The 20,046-nt window shown below is 65.6% G+C and carries 22 protein-coding genes and 1 pseudogene; 12 read left to right on the top strand and 11 right to left on the bottom strand.

Going from position 1 to position 20,046, the window contains the following annotated elements:
* Positions 1 to 61: 61 nt before the first annotated feature.
* Complete coding sequence (nikR, locus tag A1351_RS00115) at positions 62 to 520, bottom strand: nickel-responsive transcriptional regulator NikR (protein WP_024881250.1); 459 nt, start codon at positions 518 to 520, stop codon at positions 62 to 64.
* 188 nt (positions 521 to 708) lie between these two features.
* Between nikR and A1351_RS00110 the strand changes: the two genes are divergently transcribed.
* Entirely contained in the window at positions 709 to 1,827 is a 1,119-nt protein-coding gene (locus tag A1351_RS00110; RefSeq protein ID WP_036309017.1) for a HupE/UreJ family protein, read from the top strand.
* A gap of 62 nt (positions 1,828 to 1,889) precedes the next feature.
* Here the strand turns inward: A1351_RS00110 and A1351_RS00105 are convergent, their stop codons facing one another.
* Positions 1,890 to 2,072, bottom strand: coding sequence for a hypothetical protein (locus tag A1351_RS00105; protein WP_024881248.1), 183 nt, complete (start codon positions 2,070 to 2,072; stop codon positions 1,890 to 1,892).
* A gap of 132 nt (positions 2,073 to 2,204) precedes the next feature.
* Here A1351_RS00105 and A1351_RS00100 point away from each other — a divergent pair, with 132 nt between their 5' ends.
* Both A1351_RS00100 and A1351_RS00095 read left to right on the top strand, forming a co-directional pair.
* The gene (locus tag A1351_RS00100; protein ID WP_036309015.1) at positions 2,205 to 2,918 is read left to right on the top strand and encodes an RluA family pseudouridine synthase; all 714 of its coding nucleotides are present in this window, start codon (positions 2,205 to 2,207) and stop codon (positions 2,916 to 2,918) included.
* A gap of 161 nt (positions 2,919 to 3,079) precedes the next feature.
* Positions 3,080 to 3,709: a GDSL-type esterase/lipase family protein gene (locus A1351_RS00095; RefSeq protein ID WP_024881246.1), complete on the top strand. Its 630-nt coding sequence runs from the start codon at positions 3,080 to 3,082 to the stop codon at positions 3,707 to 3,709.
* Here the strand turns inward: A1351_RS00095 and A1351_RS00090 are convergent.
* The 4 genes from A1351_RS00090 to A1351_RS00075 all read right to left on the bottom strand — a co-directional run bounded on the left by A1351_RS00090 (position 3,675) and on the right by A1351_RS00075 (position 7,829).
* Entirely contained in the window at positions 3,675 to 4,109 is a 435-nt protein-coding gene (locus A1351_RS00090; protein WP_018267805.1) for a heme-binding protein, read from the bottom strand. The two genes, A1351_RS00095 and A1351_RS00090, sit on opposite strands and share 35 nt — an antisense overlap.
* Before the next feature lie 72 nt (positions 4,110 to 4,181).
* Positions 4,182 to 5,855 (bottom strand): mucoidy inhibitor MuiA family protein, encoded by a 1,674-nt coding sequence (locus A1351_RS00085; protein ID WP_064031847.1) that lies wholly within the window; start codon positions 5,853 to 5,855, stop codon positions 4,182 to 4,184.
* A gap of 82 nt (positions 5,856 to 5,937) precedes the next feature.
* Entirely contained in the window at positions 5,938 to 7,209 is a 1,272-nt protein-coding gene (locus A1351_RS00080) for a cytochrome-c peroxidase (RefSeq protein WP_024881244.1), read from the bottom strand.
* Positions 7,210 to 7,334: 125 nt separating this feature from the next.
* Positions 7,335 to 7,829: a DUF2165 family protein gene (locus A1351_RS00075; RefSeq protein ID WP_024881243.1), complete on the bottom strand. Its 495-nt coding sequence runs from the start codon at positions 7,827 to 7,829 to the stop codon at positions 7,335 to 7,337.
* A 63-nt stretch (positions 7,830 to 7,892) separates the two neighbouring features.
* Here A1351_RS00075 and A1351_RS00070 point away from each other — a divergent pair, with 63 nt between their 5' ends.
* From A1351_RS00070 to A1351_RS00060, 3 genes are all read left to right on the top strand, one after another.
* A complete protein-coding gene (locus tag A1351_RS00070) occupies positions 7,893 to 8,555 on the top strand; it encodes a GDSL-type esterase/lipase family protein (protein ID WP_064031846.1) in 663 nt (220 codons plus the stop codon).
* 84 nt (positions 8,556 to 8,639) lie between these two features.
* The gene (gene lysM / locus A1351_RS00065) at positions 8,640 to 9,131 is read left to right on the top strand and encodes a peptidoglycan-binding protein LysM (protein WP_024881241.1); all 492 of its coding nucleotides are present in this window, start codon (positions 8,640 to 8,642) and stop codon (positions 9,129 to 9,131) included.
* A 214-nt stretch (positions 9,132 to 9,345) separates the two neighbouring features.
* A complete protein-coding gene (locus A1351_RS00060) occupies positions 9,346 to 9,759 on the top strand; it encodes a DUF3617 family protein (RefSeq protein ID WP_036309766.1) in 414 nt (137 codons plus the stop codon).
* Positions 9,760 to 9,763: 4 nt separating this feature from the next.
* On the opposite strand, the gene A1351_RS00055 is transcribed toward A1351_RS00060, so the two are convergent.
* Positions 9,764 to 10,096, bottom strand: coding sequence for a c-type cytochrome (locus A1351_RS00055; RefSeq protein WP_024881239.1), 333 nt, complete (start codon positions 10,094 to 10,096; stop codon positions 9,764 to 9,766).
* A gap of 32 nt (positions 10,097 to 10,128) precedes the next feature.
* Positions 10,129 to 10,725, bottom strand: a complete 597-nt coding sequence (gene pyrE, locus A1351_RS00050; protein WP_024881238.1) for an orotate phosphoribosyltransferase — start codon at positions 10,723 to 10,725, stop codon at positions 10,129 to 10,131.
* A 309-nt stretch (positions 10,726 to 11,034) separates the two neighbouring features.
* Between pyrE and recA the strand changes: the two genes are divergently transcribed.
* The 4 genes from recA (at position 11,035) to A1351_RS00030 (ending at position 16,809) form a co-directional block, all read left to right on the top strand.
* The gene (gene recA / locus A1351_RS00045; RefSeq protein WP_024881237.1) at positions 11,035 to 12,114 is read left to right on the top strand and encodes a recombinase RecA; all 1,080 of its coding nucleotides are present in this window, start codon (positions 11,035 to 11,037) and stop codon (positions 12,112 to 12,114) included.
* 265 nt (positions 12,115 to 12,379) lie between these two features.
* Complete coding sequence (alaS, locus tag A1351_RS00040) at positions 12,380 to 15,046, top strand: alanine--tRNA ligase (RefSeq protein WP_064031845.1); 2,667 nt, start codon at positions 12,380 to 12,382, stop codon at positions 15,044 to 15,046.
* Entirely contained in the window at positions 15,043 to 16,314 is a 1,272-nt protein-coding gene (locus A1351_RS00035) for a cyclic nucleotide-gated ion channel (protein ID WP_064031844.1), read from the top strand. The genes alaS and A1351_RS00035 overlap by 4 nt, the downstream gene beginning before the upstream one ends.
* Positions 16,315 to 16,380: 66 nt before the next feature.
* Positions 16,381 to 16,809 (top strand): universal stress protein, encoded by a 429-nt coding sequence (locus tag A1351_RS00030; protein WP_024881234.1) that lies wholly within the window; start codon positions 16,381 to 16,383, stop codon positions 16,807 to 16,809.
* Between the two features lie 105 nt (positions 16,810 to 16,914).
* Here A1351_RS00030 and A1351_RS00025 read toward each other — a convergent pair whose 3' ends face one another.
* Both A1351_RS00025 and A1351_RS00020 read right to left on the bottom strand, forming a co-directional pair.
* Positions 16,915 to 17,397 (bottom strand): hypothetical protein, encoded by a 483-nt coding sequence (locus A1351_RS00025; RefSeq protein WP_026599485.1) that lies wholly within the window; start codon positions 17,395 to 17,397, stop codon positions 16,915 to 16,917.
* A gap of 116 nt (positions 17,398 to 17,513) precedes the next feature.
* Positions 17,514 to 18,005, bottom strand: coding sequence for a Spy/CpxP family protein refolding chaperone (locus A1351_RS00020; RefSeq protein WP_024881232.1), 492 nt, complete (start codon positions 18,003 to 18,005; stop codon positions 17,514 to 17,516).
* 436 nt (positions 18,006 to 18,441) lie between these two features.
* Between A1351_RS00020 and A1351_RS00015 the strand changes: the two genes are divergently transcribed.
* Complete coding sequence (locus A1351_RS00015; protein WP_198162180.1) at positions 18,442 to 19,035, top strand: transglutaminase-like cysteine peptidase; 594 nt, start codon at positions 18,442 to 18,444, stop codon at positions 19,033 to 19,035.
* Positions 19,036 to 19,079: 44 nt separating this feature from the next.
* Here A1351_RS00015 and A1351_RS00010 read toward each other — a convergent pair whose 3' ends face one another.
* The gene (locus A1351_RS00010; protein ID WP_024881230.1) at positions 19,080 to 19,607 is read right to left on the bottom strand and encodes a gamma carbonic anhydrase family protein; all 528 of its coding nucleotides are present in this window, start codon (positions 19,605 to 19,607) and stop codon (positions 19,080 to 19,082) included.
* A 185-nt stretch (positions 19,608 to 19,792) separates the two neighbouring features.
* On the opposite strand from A1351_RS00010, the pseudogene A1351_RS00005 reads away from it, so the two are divergent.
* Positions 19,793 to 20,046, top strand: a pseudogene (locus tag A1351_RS00005) (hypothetical protein); the annotation flags it as partial.

Below are 20,046 nucleotides of genomic sequence, written 5' to 3'. Positions count from 1 at the left end.
AGGGGGCGGGTCAACGACCGCCTACGGATTTACCCGCAGCGTTGCATTTCCGTCACAGGGCTCAGGCGTGGCTATGGCCGTGGTGAGGCTTTTGCGTGGAGGCGCTCTCCGGCGAATGCGCCTCGCCGGGCGCGACGACGAGCTGGCCGTAGCGCACGCCGCGCTCGCCGATCACATGTCGGGCAAAATGCTCCACCTCGGATTTGCGGCCGCGCAGCAGCGAGACCTCGAGGCAGGTCTCGGCGTCGACATGCACATGCAGGGCGGCGATGGAGAGATCGGCGTGGCTGTGATGGTCGTGCATCAGCCGCTTCGACAATTGCCGCGTCTCGTGATCGTAGAGATAGACGAGCGCGCCGATGCAAGGGCGGTCGCTGTCATCGACCTTGGGCTGCTTCATGAGGCCGGCGCGCACGAGATCGCGCACCGCCTCCGAGCGATTCTGATGCCCGCCGGCCTCCATATACTGGTCGAGAGCGGCCATGAGATCGTCGTCGATGGTCATGGTGACACGCTGCATATCGGACGCTCCCCTCGCGGCGGTCCCGGATTCCAATGAAAAGCTCCGGCCGCATGTCGTTGTTTTTACCCGTCCGGGCGCGGCCCCGCAATCGCGCGCGGGCCGAGCGGCGCGCGGTCTTGTCCATTTTCGCGGCGTCGGGCATTGTCGCGGCCCCGCCCGTCAGGCTTGCCCGGAGTCCTTCGAAAATGAGCTGGTCGTTGAAATGCTTGCCGCTCGTCGTCGCCGCATTGCTCGCATCGATCGCGCCGGCCTTCGCCCATACGGCGGATATTTCCACCGCTAAGGTCACGCCCGAAAAGGACCATTCCTATCGGGTAGACGTCGGCTTTCTGGCGACCGATCTCGAGCGCATCTTCTCGCAGACCATGGCGGAGCGCTCCGGCGTCGAGCTATCGCAGCCCGGTGTGCTGGAGGCCGAGATCGGCAAGCTGATTCAGCGCCGGGTCTCCATGCATGACGCCGATGGCCACGCCTGTTCCGGCCGCGTGGACTATTCCGGAGAGGACCCCACCAATGCGGACAGCGCATTGGTGACGCTGACGTTCGACTGCGCCAGCGTTTCCGGCCAGATTTTCTACGACGCGAAAGAGCTTCTGGCGGCCGCGGGCTCCAAGGCCAAGCATCTCGTCACGCTGACCGGCCCCAACGCCGGCGAGACCATGCTCTATCCCACCGATGTGCCGCTCGATCTTTCGAAGCCGCTGGAGACGGTGTGGCAGCTGATGTGGAAATTCGTGCAGGCCGGCGTCGAGCATATTCTCACCGGCTACGACCACATTTCCTTCCTCATCGCCATTCTTCTCTGGGCGACGCGCGTTTGGCCGGTAGTGAAGATCGTCACCGCCTTCACCGTCTCGCATTCGGTCACTCTGTCGCTGGCGGCGCTCGATATCGTCACGCTGCCCTCGCAATGGGTGGAGGCGGCGATCGCCGCCTCGATCATCTATGTCGCGGTCGAGAATTTCTTCTCGCGCCGCGTCGATGGACGCTGGCGCGACACGTTTCTCTTCGGCTTCGTCCATGGCTTCGGCTTCGCCAGCGGGCTGAAGGAGCTGGGCGTGCCGGCGGATGCGGTTCTACCCGCGCTCGCCTCCTTCAACATAGGCGTCGAGCTCGGACAGGTGGCGATCGTGCTGGTCTTCGTGCCGGCGCTGCTCTTCATCGACAAGCAGACCGGCGGCAAGCGCAGCCCGCAGCTCGTCTATGCGCTCTCGGCGGTGATCGCGCTGCTCGGCGCCTATTGGCTGCTGGAGCGCGTCGGCGCGCTGGACTTCGTGCTCGCCCATTTTGGCCATTCGGTCTGAGCGGCGGGAGCGCGGCGGCTTCGCGCAGCCGCGCTCCGTCGAATGGGCGTCGCTCGGCCGGGTCACTTGGTGACGATGAAGGACCCGAGAATGCCGCCGAGCAGCGCGCCGATGATCACGGTCCCGATCGCGGCGGGAAAGCCGACGACGCCAGCGCCCATCACAGCGCCGAGCACGGCCCCGACCCCCGCGAAAATATAGGCGTTCCGCGACATCAGACGGTCGACTTGGTCTTCTTCGGCCATGGTACTCTCCGTTGTTCTCTCTTGCTGGCCCTCGGACGAAGGGCTGGCTCCGCATGTCTCTAGCTAGCGCGCGCCGCACGGCGGCAAGGGCGGGCCGCGGAAGCCTCACGCGAAATCGCCGATTCGATTAGGATGACGCCCATGACACCGGATGATCTCGTCTCGCGCCTCCTCTATCGGGATGGGCTGATGCTCGTCGTCGACAAGCCCGCCGGCCTGCCTGTGCATCGCGGCCCCAAGGGCGGCGAGAATCTGGAGGATCATTTCGACGCGCTGCGCTTCGGCTTGCCGCGCGCGCCGGCGCTCGCGCATCGGCTCGATCGCGACACCTCGGGCTGCCTCGTGCTCGGCCGCCACCGCAAGGCGCTGGAGCGGCTCGGCAAGCTGTTTCACGACGGGCGCATCAAAAAGACCTATTGGGCGATCGTCGAAGGCGCGCCTTCGGAGGAGGAGGGCCATATCGATATGGCGCTCGGCAGGCTCGATTCGACGCGCGGCTGGTGGATGCGTCCCGATCCGCTGGGCCAGCCGGCGCAGACCGATTGGCGCATGCTCGGCCGCGCCCGCGACGCGCAGGGCAATGATCTCGCCTTCCTCGAGCTGAGGCCGCAGACCGGCCGCACGCATCAGCTGCGCGTTCATTGCCAGGCCATGGGCTGGCCCATGCTCGGCGATCCCGTCTATGGCCATGGCAAGCGCGAAGGCGCGCCGCCGCTGCATCTTCACGCGCGCGAGATCGACATTCCGATGCGCGAGAACAAGGAGCGCATCGTCGTGCGCGCCCCGGCGCCCGCGCACATGCGCGAGGCGCTGGCGCTCTGCGGATGGAGCGCGGAGGCGGAATGATATTTCTCCCTCTCCCCGCGCGAGCGGGGAGAGGGCCGGGGTGAGGGGCTCGGGGCGTTTTCCGTTTGTGGCTCATGCCCTGGCCCCTCATCCTCACCTTCTCCCCGCGAGCGGGGAGAAGGAAGGCGGCGAAGGCCGCGCAAATCTATCCGGGGGCGCGCATGACCACGCCGGTTCGCATCTGCTTTTTCGGCGACAGCTTCGTCAATGGAACCGGCGACGATGATGGTCTCGGCTGGGTGGGCCGGCTGGTCTCGCGGGAGCGCCACGGTGGGCGAGATGTCACCGCCTATAATCTCGGCATCCGCCGCGACACCAGCGCCGATATCGCCGCGCGCTGGCGCGAGGAGGCGCGGCGGCGTCTGCCGGCAGGCTCCGACGCGCGCTTGCTGTTTTCCTTCGGCGCCAATGATTGCGTGGAGGAGGAAGCGGGCCGTGCGCGCGTGCCGCTCGAGGAGACGCTCGTTCATGCGCAGAAAATGTTGCGCGAGGCCGCGACGCTCGCGCCCGTATTGATGGTCGGGCCGTTTCTGCCCGGCGCCGCGCGCATCGATCGCCTGTGTCCGCAATTGCAAAAGCTCTGCGCCGAGCTGCAAATTCCGTATATCGAGATGCGCGGCTTTGCCGCGAGCTGCGGCGTGCTTCTCCAAGAGGCGGCCGCCAGCGACGGCGCCCACCCCAATAGCGGCGGCTATGCGGCGCTGGCCGATTTCATCGGCGCGGCGTCGGAGTGGCGCATGTGGCTCGACGGCGAGCTCACGTCCGCCAAGGATGCGCCGGCAGATCGCTGACGCCGACGACGGCGACGCCGGCGAGCGCGACGGCATGGTCGTTCTCGACCGAGCTGCCGCTGACGCCTATCGCGCCGACAAGCACGCCATCCTCATCGACGATGGGCAGGCCGCCGGGGAAGGTGATGAGCCCGTCATTGGAATGCTCGATGCCGAAGAGCGGGCCGCCCGGCTGCGACAGCTTGCCGATCTCGCCCGTCGGCATGCCGAAGAAGACGGCCGTCTTCGCTTTCTTGATCGCAATGTCGATGCTGCCGACCCAGGCATCGTCCATGCGATAGAAGGCTTTCAGATCGGCGCCGGAATCGACGACGGCGATGCACATTTTCGTGCCGAGCTCGGAGGCGCGCTTGCGTGCAGCGGTGATGGCGGCTTCCGCCGCGGCGATATTGACATGCATCAGAGAGTCTCCTCGTCGCGCGAGCGCTGCGACACGACACAAATGGCTACGCCGAAGTCCCTTTCAAGTCCGTCACCTTTGGGCAATCGGCGCCGGTTGTGTCACAATGTCGCGCTCCGCCGGCCATTTGACGCGATAGGCGAGGCGCAGCTCTTTCGTCTCGCGCGGCTTGGCGTCGAAGCTCCAGCCCATCACGCCGCGCTTGTCGGCGATCTGCTTCGTCGTGGGAGCCGTCGTTTGCGGCAGCGTCTCCACTGTGATCGCTGTATTCTCCGAAAACGGAATCTGATCGACGACCGTCACCGGAACGATGAAATCGTGCAGATTCGTGACCGTGGTCTTGAAGTCGCGCGTCTCATATTTGGTCTGGCCGAACCAGCTCGGCTCATTCTCGACGCGCTTGACCGGCGCGCGCGCGACCTTGATCTTGTCGTCGGCGCCGAAGCCGAGCTCCACCGCCTCGCCCGGCGCGACGAAAGCGATGCGGCTCTGCCCCACATGCATTCCGTCGCGCTGCACGGCGACGGGGCCGGCCAGCAGCGGGGCGTCCTCCTCATTGAGGATTCGCGCCTCGAGAAAAGCCGTGGGATCGAGCGCCGGCGCGATGCGCGCGGCGAGCGTCGGCGTCATGCGGCGCGCGGTGAGAATAAAGCTCTTCGTCGTTCCGTCGCCCGGCACGCCGACGCGGCCGGAGATTTTGAAGCTCGCTTGAAAAGCGTTGGATTCCAGCGCGGCTGTCTGCTGCGCGACCGGCGCCGGCTCGGGCGCCGGCATCCTGGAGATTTCCGCTTTGCGCATCGGGCGCTCGGGCGCCGCAGCCGCCGGAGCGGCGAGCTTCTCCGAATAGAGAATCGGCGGCTCATAAAAGCTCACCCGCTGCGGCTGCACATCGGGGGCCGCTGCGCCGCGATGCGCGCGCGTCGTCGAGACGGAGAGCGCGACCTCGCCCCAATCCTCGCCCGTGTTCTGCGTCACCGCGGCGCGGCGGATGAATTCGAGCTGCGGCTTGCCCTCCGGGCCGCCGGTCTCGAGCCGCGCATCATAGGCGGGCCGCCAATAGGCGCCGGAGACGAGATAGGAGAGGGCCAATTGCAGCCTGCCGCCGCTCGCCGATTCGACCGCTATGGCGATCTCGCGCGACGGGCGCCGCGCCGCGCGCGCGCCGGTTCCCGCCTCGAGCGCATGGATCTCGTCGTCGAGCTCCTTCGCCTTGACGTGGGCGCCGCGCAATTCTTCGCCGGTTTTGGTCAATGCGGAGGCTATGGCGTCGAAGGCCGCGCTCCATTCGCCGATCGCGAGCGGCCGTGTCTCCGGGCCGAGCTTCTCCGGGCTCGCCTGCGAATAGCGCGCGATCATCGCCTGCTTGGCGGTGAGCGTGTCCAGCGTCACCTGCAGGCTCTCGCGCGCGCCGCGCAATTGCTTCAGCTTCGATTCGATCGCCGTGTCCGGCGCCTGCGTCTCCGCCGGCGCGAGCCGCGCCTCGACGGCGCCGATCGTCACGCGCCCATTCGCCTCGCCGGAGACGCGTAGCGAATCGGCGTCGAGCGCGAAGGGAAGATTTTTGAGGAGGACCGTCGCGGCGCCAGCGGGAAGATCGATCGTCGCTCTGCGCGTCACTGTCGCTGCGTCTGGATGGACGATGACGCCGTCGATCGTCGATGTCGCCTCGACGATCGTCTCCTTCGCCCATGCGGAAGACAGAGCGATCGAAGACACGCAAACGAGAGCCAAGACGCGAAGCCGCATGGGCCGCCTCCTCGAGGGAAAGAAGGCGACATCCGGCCCTATGCTTATGTCCTTTTCGCGGCGGCTCTCGCCGCTATGCGCGCTATCTCTCAGCTTTCGCCGCGGGCGTGGGCCGGTCGGTCAGCGTGTGCAGAAAGGCGACGATGGCGTCGATCTCGCCTTCGTCGAGCCGCGGCGTCTCGCCCGGCTTGCGATCATAAGGAACTTCCTTGACGTTCACATTGTCGTGATACGCCGCTGGCAGATCGTCGTATTTCGCGGTCGCGCCCTCTTTCTTGGGATACCAGCGCGCGGGATCGGTGTCGCGCGTCGCATAGAAGGCCACGACATCGCGCAGGCTGGCGAAGGCGCCATTGTGCAGATAAGGGCCGGTGACGGCGATGTTTCGCAAGGTCGGCGCCTTGAACTGTCCGCAGAGGCTGTCGATAGCGTAGCCCTTGGGCGCGACCTTGGTGAGGCCTTCGCGCTTGCAGAGGCCGAGATCGACGTGGGCCGGGTCTTTGTTGTCCGGTATGGCGGCGTTGCGCGGCGCGCCCAGCGCATCATAGCTGAAATCGGTGAACAGCCAGTCCTGCGGATGGCGCGATTTCTCCTCGCCGACATGGCAGGCGATGCAATTGCCTTTCTTTTTATCCTTGAACAGCGCGAAGCCCTTCGCCTCTTCGGCGGTCAATTTCTCGCGTCCGCGCAGAAAATCGTCGAATTTGGACGAGAAGGGATGAAAGCGCTCGCTGCTCTCATAGGCGGCGACCGCGCGCGCCAATTTGTCGAAGGCCGCGTCGCTGTCGAAGAGCTTCTCGCCATAGACGCGCCGCGCGAGATCGGCATAGGCGCCGGATTTTATCTTCTCGACCACGGCGGCTTTCGACGGATTGTTCATCTCGCGTGGATTGAGCAGCGGCCCTTCCACTTGCGCGGCGAGATCATCCGCGCGGCCGTCCCAAAATTGTCCGCCGACGGGAACCAGCTCCGTCTCGCCGGTCTCCTCGTCCTTCTTCTTCATGAAATGAAAGCGCGGGCTGAAGGAGACGTAAGCGAGCGAGGGCGTCTTGCGGGTTCCGAGCGCATCCGGCCGGCTGCCGCGCGCGAGCGCCGCGATGGGCGAGCCATTATTGCCTTGAAACGCCTTGGCGGGGTCATGGCAGGAGGCGCAGGAGAGGCCCGCCGGCTCCGAGAGATTCTTATCCTCGAAAATTCGTTTCCCCAGCAGCTCGCGCGGCGAGAGATGAGCCTCATCGGCCGCTCGCGCATCGCTCGTGGTCGATTCGAGGCTCGCCGCCGGCGAGGCCGCGGCGAGCAGAATGAAAAAAGCGCGCGACAATGTCGAGAGGCGCGATCGAGTGGCGAGCGCCATTTTCAGATTCTCCGATCGCGAGAGGGAACTCTCCGAATGAGCAGGGCGCACGAAATCTAGTGAAGGAGCGCCAATCCCGTCAAACTCCATAGATTGGATCGGTTCCAAACAATGCCCTCGCTACTTCAGCCGTGCGAGGGCTCCGGCTGGGCGACGAAGAGCAGGATGAGGCCGAGCGAGCCGATGAATCGAAAGGCCGGCTGCTGGAAGTTCCAATCAACGGAACGCCACATCTGGAACCACTCGCCGCCGATGATCATGAAGCCGAAAAAATAGAGCGCGAAGCCGAGCGCGAGCCCGCCTATGGCCCATTGCTTCGCTGTTTCGAAGCGCGCCGCATCGCCCTTTCGTGCGCCAAAAAGCCGCAGCGCGCCATAGAGGCAGAGCGCCCCATAGGCGAGCTCCGTCGCGATGATCCCGGCATAGAACAGCCGCTGCAGCGTGTCGGAGAGAATGGCGCGGCTCATCAGCGCGGCGTCGGCATGGGTCGTGTCCATGGAGACGACATGGCGAAGGACCTCGAAATTCGTGCCATAATCGAAAATATTGCCGAGCCCGGTGACGAGGCCGAGCAAGCCAGCGCAGGCGGTGAGCAGGATTTTGGCGATGCGGGCGATCATGCGTGGGTCCTCCCCAGAGTCGATTCGGATCTATGTTCTGCCGATGATGCGCGCGAGACGGCGATGGCGATGATCGCGACATTGGCGCAGATTTTTTTCATTCTCGCCTTCCTTCTCTTGCTCGGCGGCGCGCTGATCGCTGCCTCCGACGCTGGCGTGCGGCGCGCCTTTCGCATCGCGCTGCATCGGCGCGTCGCGCGGTTGCGGGCGCCGCGCTACGCCATCGTCGGCGACAGTCTCGCGGCGCAATGCGACTGGCGCCCGCTCCGCCGGCGCCCCTTCGACGTGCTGCGCCTCTGCCTCGGCGGCGCGACGCTGAAGGATATAGGCGCGCAAATCGTCGAGGCGCGCATGATGTGCGCGCGCTGCTTCATCATCGATGGCGGCTTGAACGATCTTCTCTTCGACGCGGCGCCGCTCGCGCAGATCGACCATGATTTTCGCGCGCTGCTGCGCCGCCTGCCGGAGGATGCGCGCGGCGTTCTGATGCTCGCGCCCCATGTCACCGACGCCGCCCAGGCGCCGCGCATAGACGAGATCAATGCGCTGATGCGCGCGCTCGCCGAGGCGCGCGGGCTCGCGGTCGTCGATCTGGCGCCGCAGCTTTCGCAAGACGGCGCGCGGCGGCCCGAGATGACCGATGACGGCCTGCATTTCTCTCCGCTCGCCGCGAAGCTATGGGTGCGGGCGGCGCGAGAACGCCTTCTTCGCGATGGGCTCGCCTGAGCGCGGCGCGCCCTATGTAACGCGGCGCGGGCGCAATTCCACCGGCGCTCGCGCTCACGCCAATGCGCGAAGGAGGTCGTAAAAATGGGTCTCTTCAATTTCTGGAACAACTCGAAGAGCGGCGAGCAGATCGACAAGAATGCGCCTTCGCCCAAGGGCGCGACCGATAACGCCGCCGCGCCCGCCGATGAATTGAAGAAGGAGATCGAGAAGAAAGGTCTCGACGCCTCCAAGATCGAAATCTCGGTCGAGGGCGACAAGGTGAAGCTCGGCGGCAAGGCGTCTTCGACCAGCGACGCGGAGAAGATCGTGCTCGCCGTGGGCAACACCAAGGGCGTCTCGCAGGTCGAGAGCAATATCGTCGTCGGCAAGCAGGAAACGGAATCCTTCTTCTACAAGGTGCGCCAGGGCGACACGCTGTGGAAGATCGCCGAGACGCAATATGGACAGGGCAAGGGCGGAAAATACGAAGAGATTTTCGCCGCCAATCGGCCGTTGCTCTCCGATCCAGACAAGATCTATCCCGGCCAGGTGCTGCGTATTCCCAAGGCCCAAGGCGCCGCCGGCCAGGCCTGATTCTCTGTCGCGCGGCCTCTCTCGGGAGGCCGCGTCACGCATTCGGGAAAAAGCGGCGGCGCGCGCGGGAGCTATTCTTAAAATGCGCGCCCGACATTGAAAACGAGTTGCCTCGCAAACGCGCGCGCCACATATTCTGCGCCGCAAAAAAATCATACGTGATCGAGGCGAAGCGTTGAACCTCCGCATCTATCGTCGCGCGCCATATCTCGCGATGCTCGCAGTGACTTTGTCTCTCTCCGTCATTGCGAGCGCGCGCTCGTCGCGAGCGGACGAGTTGCCGCAGCGTCGGCCCGGTCTCTGGCGCATAAAAACAATATCGCCGGACGTGGGACTGCAGTCGCATGACGTCTGCATCGAAGCGGGCGACGGCATCCTCGGCGCTCCGCAGGACAATTGCACGAAGCCGACGGTCGAATCCGCGCAAGGCGGCGAGGTCATCGTCACCTTCTCATGCGATCTCCATGGCGCGCGCGAGGTGACGAGCCTCTTGCTCACCGGCGATTTCTCGAGCTGGTATCGCGCGCAATCGAAGACGACGCTCACGCAAAAGAGCGGCGCCACGCGCGAGCGCTCCGGCTTCACCATAGACGCGAAATTTCTGCAGCCCGAATGCCCGAAGCCGTGACGCCTCAACGCTTGGGCGCGAGGCCGACGATATAGGCGGAGAGCGAGTCGATCTCATCCGGCGTGAGGATGAGATTGGGCATGTTCCGATGCGAGCTGCGCAGAAAAACCTTGATCGCCAGCTCGGTCGTCGAGGGCATGCGCGCCACATCGACGAAGCTGGGCGCCTTGGCGGCCTCGTCCTTGGCCGGCGTCTTCTCGTCGATGCGATGACATTCGACGCAGAGCGAGGCGGCGAGACGCCGCCCGGCCGCAGGATCGCTCGATTGCGCCAGCGCCGGCGCCGCGACGCCTCCGCAAGCGAGGAAGGCTAGAAACATCGGCGTCGCGCGATTCATGGCTCTACCTCCGAAACGACGGCATGCAATGCCTATATGGTGAAATCGCCGCGCTTGAAAATCGACACCAGCGTGATTCCTTTTTCGGCGAGCTTTTCCGCCGCGCCTTCCTCACGGTCGATCACGACCAGCGCGCGCGTCGCTCTCGCCTCCGGGTGCTCCTCCACCATGCCGGCGATGGCCTCCAATATAGAGCCGCCCGTCGTCGCCACATCGTCCACGATCAGCGCCTCGCCGCCCTTGGGCACATAGCCGTCGATGCGCTCCTTGGCGCCATGGCCCTTGGCCTCCTTGCGCACGAAGAAAGCGTCGACCGGCGCGCCCTTGGGAAAGCTCACCGCCGCGATGGCCGCCACCATGGGCACGGCGCCCACGGCCAGCCCGCCGACGCCCTTTATTCCCTGCGCCTTCATATAGTCGACGACGATATCGGCGATGAGATGCGCGCCCTCCGGCAGCATGGTCGTCTGGCGCAGCTGGAAGAGATAATTGCTCTTGCGGCCCGAGGAGAGCGTGAAATCGCCGCGCAGCAGCGAATGCGTGTCGATCAGCCGATGCAGCCGCGCCCAGCGCGGATCGGCGGAATCGAGAACGGCGTCGGGACGGGAAGGCGCGCGCGTGTCGCTCATGGGCTGTCGAAACTCCGCTGTCGATCGTGAGAAATAGGCCGGAAGCCGGCTGCGGTCCCTTACGCCGAGGAACTCGCGGACTTCAAGCCGGTTCCTTCCCCTGGCTCGCGCCCGGCGGGGCGAAGCGGGGAAAAATCATGCGGAACAAAAAAAGAACTTGGCGAAGAGAACAAATACGATACAATCTGCCCATCCGATCTTCGCGTCCGATATCGCCTGATCCTCGCAAGTCTTTCACCGCTCTTTCGTTCCCGGGCCGCATCTCGCGTTGCGCCTGCCGCCCTGCCTGTGCCAGAAGGAATCATCGCCGTGAGCCAAGCCAATCTCCGCCTCGTGGAAGGAACCTCCGTGGACAAGACCAAGGCGCTGGACGCCGCTTTGTCGCAGATCGAGCGGGCCTTCGGCAAAGGCTCGATCATGCGGCTCGGCAAGAATCAGAAGGCCGTCGAGATCGAGACGATCTCTACAGGCTCGCTCGGGCTCGATATCGCGCTCGGCGTCGGCGGCCTGCCGCGCGGCCGTGTCGTGGAGATCTACGGGCCGGAATCATCGGGCAAGACGACGCTGACGCTGCATGTGATCGCCGAGGCGCAGAAGAAGGGCGGCGTCTGCGCCTTCGTCGACGCCGAGCATGCGCTCGATCCGGTCTACGCCCGCAAGCTCGGCGTTAATCTCGAGGAGCTGCTGATCTCGCAGCCGGACACGGGCGAGCAGGCGCTGGAGATCACCGACACTCTGGTGCGCTCCGGCGCGGTGGATGTGCTCGTCGTCGATTCGGTCGCCGCGCTGACGCCGCGCGCCGAGATCGAGGGCGAGATGGGTGACGTGCAGCCCGGCCTGCAGGCGCGGCTGATGAGCCAGGCGCTGCGCAAGCTCACCGCCTCCATCTCGCGCTCCAACACGCTCGTCATCTTCATCAATCAGATCCGCATGAAGATCGGCGTGATGTATGGCTCGCCGGAGACGACGACCGGCGGCAACGCCTTGAAATTCTACGCTTCCGTCCGGCTCGACATTCGCCGCATCGGCTCCATCAAGGACCGCGACGAGGTCACCGGCAATCAGACCCGCGTCAAGGTCGTCAAGAATAAGGTCGCTCCGCCTTTCAAGCAGGTCGAGTTCGACATCATGTATGGCGAGGGCATCTCCAAGGTCGGCGAGCTCGTTGATCTCGGGGTGAAGGCCGGCGTCGTCGAGAAATCCGGGGCTTGGTTCTCCTATGACAGCCAGCGTCTCGGCCAGGGCCGCGAGAACGCCAAGACCTTCCTCAGGCAGAACAAAGAGGCCGCCGAGCGGATCGAGCAGGCGATCCGCGAGAATTCGGGCCTCATCGCCGAGCGCATCCTCGACGCCGGCGGCGAGGAGGATGGCGCCGGCGGCGAGGAGTGAGTCGGGCGATCGCCGAAGGTGAAGCGAGGACGGCCCACCCTTTGAGGGAAGGGTCGGACGGAGCAGCCGTCCGGGGCGGGGTTCCACCACGGAGACTCCAGAACATCACTCCCTTCCGCGATCCGCGCGGCCTGTTCCACTTCGCGGACAAATGCTCTAGAAGGGCTCGGTTCGCGCCGGGCCTTTTCCTTTTCCCAGCGACGGTTACGGCCGAGCGCGCGTTCGATGGCCATTTGTGCCGAACAAGCGGGCGACAAGAACCGATATGAGTGGCGTCAACCAGATCCGTTCGACCTTCCTCGACTATTTCTCGCGCAATGGACACGAGAAGGTCGCATCCTCGCCGCTCGTCCCACAGAACGACCCCACGCTGATGTTCACCAACGCCGGCATGGTCCAGTTCAAGAATGTCTTCACCGGCTTCGAGAAGCGCCATTACGCGCGCGCCACCACGGCGCAGAAATGCATGCGCGCCGGCGGCAAGCACAATGATCTCGACAATGTCGGCTACACCGCCCGGCATCTGACCTTCTTCGAGATGCTCGGCAATTTCTCCTTCGGCGATTATTTCAAGGAAGGCGCGATCGAGCTCGCCTGGAATTTCGTCGCTCGCGAGCTCGCCCTGCCGCGTGAAAAGCTGCTGGTCACTGTCTATCACGACGACGACGAGGCGTTTTCGCTGTGGAAAAAGATCGCCGGCTTCTCCGACGACCGCATCATCCGCATCCCCACGGCCGATAATTTCTGGAGCATGGGCGACGTCGGCCCCTGCGGCCCGTGCTCCGAGATTTTCTTCGATCAGGGCGACAGCGTCGCCGGCGGCCCGCCCGGCAGTCCGGATGAGGATGGCGACCGGTTCCTGGAATTCTGGAACCTCGTCTTCATGCAATATGATCAGACCGCGCCCGGCGAGCGCGCGCCGCTGCCGCGGCCCTCGATCGACACGGGCATGGGTCTCGAGCGCATCGCCGCCCTGTTGCAGGGCGTGCATTCGGTCTTCGAGGTCGATCTTTTCCGTCGCCTCATCGGCGCCGTGGCCGACGCCACCAACGTCGATTCCGCCGGCCCGCAGGCGGCGAGCCATCGCGTCATCGCCGATCATTTGCGCGCCTCGGCCTTCCTCGTCGCCGATGGCGTGACGCCCTCCAATGAGGGCCGCGGCTATGTGCTCCGCCGAATCATGCGCCGCGCCATGCGCCACGCGCAGCTTCTCGGCGCGGCCGAGCCTTTGATGCATCGGCTCGTCGGCGCCCTCGTCTCCGAGATGGGGCTCGCCTATCCCGAGCTGACGCGCGCCGAAAGCCTCATTCGCGACACGCTGCTGACCGAGGAGACACGCTTCCGCCAGACATTGGCGCGCGGCCTCTCCATCCTCGACGAGGAGAGCGCCTCGCTGACCGCGGGCGCGAGCTTTTCCGGCGAGACCGCCTTCAAGCTCTATGACACTTACGGCTTTCCGCTCGATCTCACCGAAGATGCGCTGCGCCCGCGCGGGATCGTTGTCGACAAGCCGGCTTTCGAGAAAGCGATGGAGCGCCAGCGCGCTGAGGCGCGCAAGGCCTGGGCCGGCTCTGGCGAGACGGCGACGGAGGCCGTCTGGTTTGCGCTCGAGGAACGTCTCGGCGCGACCGAATTTCTCGGCTATGACCGGGAGAAGTCTGAGGGCCAGATTGTCGCCATTCTCCATGAAGGGGCGGAAACGTTCCGGCTCGAGACCGGCGCGCGCGGCGCCGTGCTGCTCAATCAGACCCCCTTCTACGCCGAATCGGGCGGCCAGATCGGCGATATGGGCGTGATGCGCGCCAAGGGCGTGCGCTTTCGCGTCACCAACACGCAAAAGAAGGTTCATGGCCTCTTCGTCCATGAGGGCGTGGTGGAGGAAGGCGCGCTCGTCCCCGGTCTCGCCCTCGAGCTGGAAGTCGAGCACGCCCGTCGCAACGCCGTGCGCGCCAATCATTCCGCGACGCATATTCTGCACGAGGCTTTGCGCCGCGTGCTCGGCGATCATGTCGCGCAAAAGGGCTCGCTCGTCGCGCCGGATCGGCTGCGCTTCGACTTCACCCATCCCAAGCCGCTGAGCGAGGAAGAGATCGCCGCCGTCGAGCAGATCGCCAATGAGGTGGTGCAGGACAACGCCCCGGTCGAGACGCGGTTGATGGGCCAGGACGAGGCCATTCGCTCCGGCGCCCGCGCGCTGTTCGGCGAGAAATACGGCGATGAGGTGCGCGTCGTCGCCATGGGCCATGCCCCCGTCGACGTCGATCGCGCCTTTTCGGTCGAGCTCTGCGGCGGCACCCATGTGCGCCGCACCGGCGACATCGGCCTCATCAGCATCGTCTCGCAGGGCGCCGTCGCCTCCGGCGTGCGCCGCATCGAGGCCAAGACGGCGGAAGGCGCCCGCGCCCAGCTCGTTTCCGAGGCCAAGGCGCTGCGCGAGATCGCCGCACTCGTGCGCGCCTCCGTCGAGGAGGCGCCCGCCCGGCTCGCGAGCCTGATCGAGGAGCGCAAGAGCCTGGAGCGCGAGCTCGCCGACGCCAAGCGCAAGCTGGCCATGGGCGGCGGCGGCAATGGCGGGGCGGAGCCGATCCGCGACGTGGCCGGCGTCAAGCTGTTCGCCAAAGCGGTCAGCGGAATAGACGCCAAGGATTTGAAGTCGCTGGTCGATGAGGCCAAGAAGACGATCGGCTCCGGCGTCGTCGCCATCGCCAACGCTTCGGTCGATGGCAAGGCTGGCGTCGTCGTCGGCGTGACCGCCGATCTCACCGCGCGCTACAACGCCGTCGATCTGGTGCGCGTCGCTTCCGAGAAGCTCGGCGGCAAGGGCGGCGGCGGGCGGCCAGATCTCGCCCAGGCCGGCGGTCCCGACGCCACAGCGCTCGAAGCCGCGCTGACAGCGATCGAGGAGACGCTGCGGGTCAAGGCGGCGCAGTGAGCGAGCGAGGCGGCGCAGAGACCGAGGAGTCGCCGTCCCGCCTCCGTCGCCGCGTCCATATTCTGCTCGACAGCGGCGGCGTCGGCGACCGCGCCGCGCAAATCACCCATGGCGCGCTGATGGCGCTGGTCATCCTCTCCGTCGGCGCGGTGATCCTCGAATCCGATCCCGATCACGCCGCGCGATATGGCGCGCTCTTCCGCGCCGTGGAATATGTCGCTGTCGCCGCCTTCAGCGTCGAATATGCGCTGCGCATCTGGAGCGCGCCGGACCATGCGCTCTATGCCGCGATGCGCCCCGGACGCGCGCGCCTCGCCTTCTTCTGCTCGGTTTCGGCGCTGGTCGATCTCATCGCCATCGCGCCATTCTATCTTTCCGTCATCATCGCCGCGGATCTCCGCGTGCTCTTGTTCCTGCGTCTCGCGCGCTTCTTCAAGCTGGCGCGCTATTCGCCGGGCATACGCTCCATCTTCGCCGTGCTGGAGGCCGAGCGCAAAGCGCTCGCCGCTTCCGGCATCGTGCTGTTCGGCGTGGTGCTGTTCATGGCGACCGCCATGCATATCGCCGAGCATGACGCGCAGCCGGAGGCTTTCCGCTCCATTCCCGCCGCCATGTGGTGGGCGATCCAGACCATTGCGACGGTCGGCTATGGCGATGTGGTGCCGCATACGCCGGCGGGCCGCGTCATCGCCGCAATCTCCATGGTGATGGGCTTCGTCATGCTCGGCCTGCCGGTCGGCATCGTCGCCACCGCTTTCGCGGAGGAGATTCACCGGCGCGAATTCGTCGTCACATGGAGCATGGTGGCCAAGGCGCCGCTGTTCGCCACGCTCGACGCATCGGCGATCGCCGAGATCATGCGCTATTTGCGCGCGCAATCTCTGCCGGCGGGCGCGCTGATCGTGCGCCGCGGCGAGCCGGCGCATTCCATGTATTTCATCGCCGCCGGCGAGGTGGAGGTGGAGCTGCCGAGCGGGATGGCGCGGCTCGGCGAGGGGCAGTTCTTCGGCGAGATCGCGCTTTTGCGCAAGACGCGCCGCACCGCCAATGTGCGCGCCGCGACGCCGATAAAGCTGCTGATTCTCGACGCTTTCGACCTACATGTTTTCACGCAGCGCAATCCGGAGATCGGACGCCATATAGAGGCGGTCGCGGCGAGCCGCTCGGAGTTCCGGCCCGTGGCCCCGGAAGGCGATCTGCGCGAAGGCGATCTCGTGGAAGCGGAAATCGACGCGCGCGACCTTCCGCCGCGGGACGACGGCCCGTGAAGTCGAGAGGACGCCCCTGACAAAACGGGCGCGCGCGCCTTAAATCGATGAGAGGAGGGAGCGCTCATGCATGAGAAAATCCTCATTCCGCTCGATTTGACCGAGCCGGACCTCACGCGGCTCGCGCTGGACGAGGCGCTCGCCCTCGCCAAGGGCTCGCCGCAGCCCAAGCTTCGCCTCGTCAATGTGCAATCTCTGGTGCCCGTCGCCTTCATCGACTACATCCCGCCGAATTTCGACGAGGAGCTGCGCACGTCGGCCGAGCAGGAGCTCGCCGATGTCGCGACCAAGATCGACTATCCCAAGAATCTGGTGACGACGGTGGTGCGCTTCGGCGCGATCTATCCGGAGGTGCTGGCGGAGGCGGAGGAGTGGGGCGCCGATCTCATCGTGCTCGGCTCGCATCGGCCGGCCATGTCCACCTATCTGCTCGGCTCCAACGCCAAGACCATCGTCCGCCACGCCAAATGCTCCGTACTGGTGGTGCGGCGATAGAGTGTTTTCGCGTGAAGAGATAATGAGATCGAGAGTCGTTCCGGTTCGATCTTAACCGGAACGACTGTACGGGGGAGCGCCCTCGGCCGGTCTGTCCAAAGGCGCTCAGTCCTTGCGCTCTCTCTTGGCGCGAACGCGCTCGCGGACGCATTCCTGAATGAAGGCGCGCTGGCTCGCCCGTTCGATCCCGCGCGCGGTCGCCTCCTGCCGGCACTGCTGCCGCTCGACGCGCGTCGAGACGCGGCCGAAATAGCAACGCCCCAAAAAGGCCTCGCGTTCCGGCCCGACGAGGTTGCGCTCGTTGGCGCGCCCCTGGCAGGCGTGGCGGATGCGTCTCGCCTCGAATTTGGTGAGCCGCTTGCGGACCGGCGCCGGCTGCGCCGATTTGCCCGCGAGCGCCGGCGGCGCCGCGGGCGCAGCGGGCGCGACAGGCGCGGGCTCCAGCGCCGGCGGCTTGTCCGCGCCATTGGCGGCGAATGCCGGCGACGCCGGCGTCGCGGCCGAAAGGGCGCAGATCAGCAGTCCCCAAAATCCGACGGCGATGCGGCGGGCGGGGCGGGCGCTCGGGGCGAGCGAAACGGATGTCATTTTCTTGTCTCGCGGCGAGGGGCGGGATTACGAGCTTTGTCTTCGTGGGCAGATAGACGATTTTTATCGATCGAGGGAGGCGGCTCGCGCATATTCACAGTCATCGACGCTGGCCATCAGCCGTTCCGGTCCGGGCGCATGCCGCGGCGGCGGAACAGATCATGCGCGCCGAGCACATCGCGGGGCAGCACGCGATCGGCGATGCGGCGCTGCTCGTCGGAGAGCGAGGCGAAGAAGCTGGTCTCGGCGTCGGCGAGGGCGCGCAAATTCTCCACATGGCGGCTCAGCCGATCGGCGCGGGCGCGCAGCGGCGCGCCGGGGTCGCGCGGGGCGCTGTCGCGATTGCGGTCGATCGCCGCGGCGACGATGGCGGCGTCGCGATCCTGAACCACGGCATGCAGCTGTTGCGCGAAGGCGGAGAACAGCCGCTCCTGCTCGCCGGAGAGGCGCAGGGCGAGCCGCCATTCGTCCATATGGCTCTCGAGCGGATTGCGCCGGGCGACAAAGGGGTTCTCCGCCGCACGATTGAGCGGCTCGGCGATCGGCGCGTCTGTGACGACGAAGGCCATGAGGCTCACCGCCAGAGCGATTGCGAAGCGCAGCAACATCGTCTTAGAACCCCGATGGAAACTCGGAACCCCGATCGAAACTCGAATCCGGTCCCTACGCCGCCTTTGAGACCGAACCATGGCCGCCGCCGTAATTTCGTTGCTCGCCGCCGCCACGGCAAGCCCGTTAACGACGATTCCGGGGCTCATGTTAACGAATCGGCCCTCCATGAGCAAAAAGCCCGGTCTCGGCCCGTGGTCGCGCCGCCGTTCGGCGGTGGGAACATCGCGTAATTTCAGCGCTCTATTGAAAATACCGCGAAATTTCGCCTATTTCGGTCATCTCTTGGTATACTTACGAAAATTGTCGTCAAATCTAAATGGATTGGCCGAAAAACTGAGCTATCGACTTACGGAGCAAGCAAAACAATAAAACTAATCTCGTCTCCACATCGGGGAGACGACGAAGATGTTGGGTAGAGTAGCGAGACTGACGATGAGCGCGGCTCTGGCCGGCGCGGTCTCCATTTTGGGAACGGCGCCCGGCTGGGCGGGCTCGGAGCATCTGCTCCACGCGGCCCTCGGACCGGAGACGAGCGTGCCCTATGGCTGGCTGGATTTTTGTCATCGCTATCGTGGCGAATGCGCCGCCGACGCCGCCGGACCGCACGACATCGACCTCACCGCCAAAGCCTATAAGGACATTCAGCGCGTCAACGCCCATGTCAATCACGCGATCGAGCCCGTCTCCGACATGGATCATTGGGGCGTCGTCGATCGCTGGGACTATCCCACCGACGGCAAGGGCGATTGCGAGGATTATGCGCTGATGAAGCGCCGCCTGCTGGTCGAGCTCGGCTATCCGCGCGCCGCGCTGCTGATGACGGTGGTGAAGGAGAAGAATGGCGACGGCCACGCGATATTGACGGTGAAGACCAATCGCGGCGAGTTCGTCCTCGACAATATGAACGATGCCGTGCGGCCCTGGACCAACACGCCCTATCGCTTCGTCAAACGCCAGTCGCAGCTCGATCAGAACGTCTGGGTCGTGATCGACGATCCCAACGCCCCGCTCTTCGCCGCGCGCTGAGGCAGCGCTCGGCGCGCCCTTCGGCACAGGGCGCGCCGCGACGGTCAGATCGCCTCCAGCCCTTTGGCGTAGCGCTCGGCGTTCTCGACATAATGTTTCGCCGATTCGAGATTGCGGGCGAGCGCGCCTTCGTCCAGCGTGCGCACGACGCGCGCCGGCGAGCCGACGATCAGGCTGTTGTCGGGAAACTCCTTATTCTCCGTGACCAGCGAATTGGCCCCGACGAGGCAATTGCGGCCGATCTTCGCGCCATTGAGGATGGTCGCGCCCATGCCGATCAGGCTCGCCTCGCCGATGAGGCAGCTGTGCAGAATGACGCCATGGCCGATCGTGCAATCGGCGCCGATGACGAGCGGAAAGCCCATATCGGTGTGGAGGACGCTATTGTCCTGAATATTGCTGCGCGCGCCGACCGTGATCCATTCATTGTCGCCGCGCAGCACGCAGCCGAACCAGATGTTGGCGTCCTCCTCCAGCTGCACGCGGCCGATGACTTGAGCGTCGGGCGCGATCCAGAAGCGGCCGGAGGCCGGGACGCGCGGCGCGACGCCGTCGAGCTTGTAGAGAGGCATGGTCCTGGTCTCCCGCGCCCCTCTTTGCGGTGGGCCTCAGAGCGAGGCGCGAGGGGCGTTCGCCGACCTTCTAGTGTCTTTGGCCGAAAGAGGAAACCGCGCGCCTCGGCTGTCGGGGCGCGCGCGCCGCGGGCCTGAATCGGCTAAGCTCGGCGAATCGGCTCTGCTGCTCTTTCTTCAGGATCATGCGCCTCTTCCTCGTCGCTCTGCTCTTGGCGCTGCTCGCCGCGGCGGGCTATCGCTTCACGCGCAAAACCGACGGAGTCGCGCCGGCCATCGTCGCCGCCAGCCTCGGCGATGCGCGCTTCGCCTATGCGCCCGCCTATGCGCGTGACGAATCGACGCGTTACGGCGGCGCGCCGGACCGTCTCTCCTTCATCGCTGTCGCGCCGGATTTCGGGCCGCCACAAAAGCCGAGCGCCGATCCGCGTCGGCGCGC

This window comes from Methylosinus sp. R-45379 (assembly GCF_001644125.1).
GTDB lineage: Bacteria > Pseudomonadota > Alphaproteobacteria > Rhizobiales > Beijerinckiaceae > Methylosinus.
Note: the sequence above shows the minus strand (reverse complement) of the source record. Positions and strands in the feature narration are given on the sequence as shown.

Coding starts and splice junctions, on each gene's coding strand:
- A1351_RS00110 (WP_036309017.1), top strand. CDS start 709: ATGAGCTGGTCGTTGAAATGCTTGCCGCTCGTCGTCGCCGCATTGCTC.
- A1351_RS00025 (WP_026599485.1), bottom strand. CDS start 17,397: ATGACATCCGTTTCGCTCGCCCCGAGCGCCCGCCCCGCCCGCCGCATC.
- A1351_RS00055 (WP_024881239.1), bottom strand. CDS start 10,096: ATGAATCGCGCGACGCCGATGTTTCTAGCCTTCCTCGCTTGCGGAGGC.
- A1351_RS00085 (WP_064031847.1), bottom strand. CDS start 5,855: ATGCGGCTTCGCGTCTTGGCTCTCGTTTGCGTGTCTTCGATCGCTCTG.
- A1351_RS00090 (WP_018267805.1), bottom strand. CDS start 4,109: ATGCATGTCAATATCGCCGCGGCGGAAGCCGCCATCACCGCTGCACGC.
- A1351_RS00060 (WP_036309766.1), top strand. CDS start 9,346: ATGCTCGCAGTGACTTTGTCTCTCTCCGTCATTGCGAGCGCGCGCTCG.
- A1351_RS00015 (WP_198162180.1), top strand. CDS start 18,442: ATGAGCGCGGCTCTGGCCGGCGCGGTCTCCATTTTGGGAACGGCGCCC.
- A1351_RS00075 (WP_024881243.1), bottom strand. CDS start 7,829: ATGATCGCCCGCATCGCCAAAATCCTGCTCACCGCCTGCGCTGGCTTG.
- A1351_RS00105 (WP_024881248.1), bottom strand. CDS start 2,072: ATGGCCGAAGAAGACCAAGTCGACCGTCTGATGTCGCGGAACGCCTAT.
- A1351_RS00070 (WP_064031846.1), top strand. CDS start 7,893: ATGGCGATGATCGCGACATTGGCGCAGATTTTTTTCATTCTCGCCTTC.
- lysM (WP_024881241.1), top strand. CDS start 8,640: ATGGGTCTCTTCAATTTCTGGAACAACTCGAAGAGCGGCGAGCAGATC.
- A1351_RS00030 (WP_024881234.1), top strand. CDS start 16,381: ATGCATGAGAAAATCCTCATTCCGCTCGATTTGACCGAGCCGGACCTC.
- alaS (WP_064031845.1), top strand. CDS start 12,380: ATGAGTGGCGTCAACCAGATCCGTTCGACCTTCCTCGACTATTTCTCG.
- A1351_RS00080 (WP_024881244.1), bottom strand. CDS start 7,209: ATGGCGCTCGCCACTCGATCGCGCCTCTCGACATTGTCGCGCGCTTTT.
- A1351_RS00095 (WP_024881246.1), top strand. CDS start 3,080: ATGACCACGCCGGTTCGCATCTGCTTTTTCGGCGACAGCTTCGTCAAT.
- pyrE (WP_024881238.1), bottom strand. CDS start 10,725: ATGAGCGACACGCGCGCGCCTTCCCGTCCCGACGCCGTTCTCGATTCC.
- nikR (WP_024881250.1), bottom strand. CDS start 520: ATGCAGCGTGTCACCATGACCATCGACGACGATCTCATGGCCGCTCTC.
- A1351_RS00100 (WP_036309015.1), top strand. CDS start 2,205: ATGACGCCCATGACACCGGATGATCTCGTCTCGCGCCTCCTCTATCGG.
- A1351_RS00020 (WP_024881232.1), bottom strand. CDS start 18,005: ATGTTGCTGCGCTTCGCAATCGCTCTGGCGGTGAGCCTCATGGCCTTC.
- A1351_RS00010 (WP_024881230.1), bottom strand. CDS start 19,607: ATGCCTCTCTACAAGCTCGACGGCGTCGCGCCGCGCGTCCCGGCCTCC.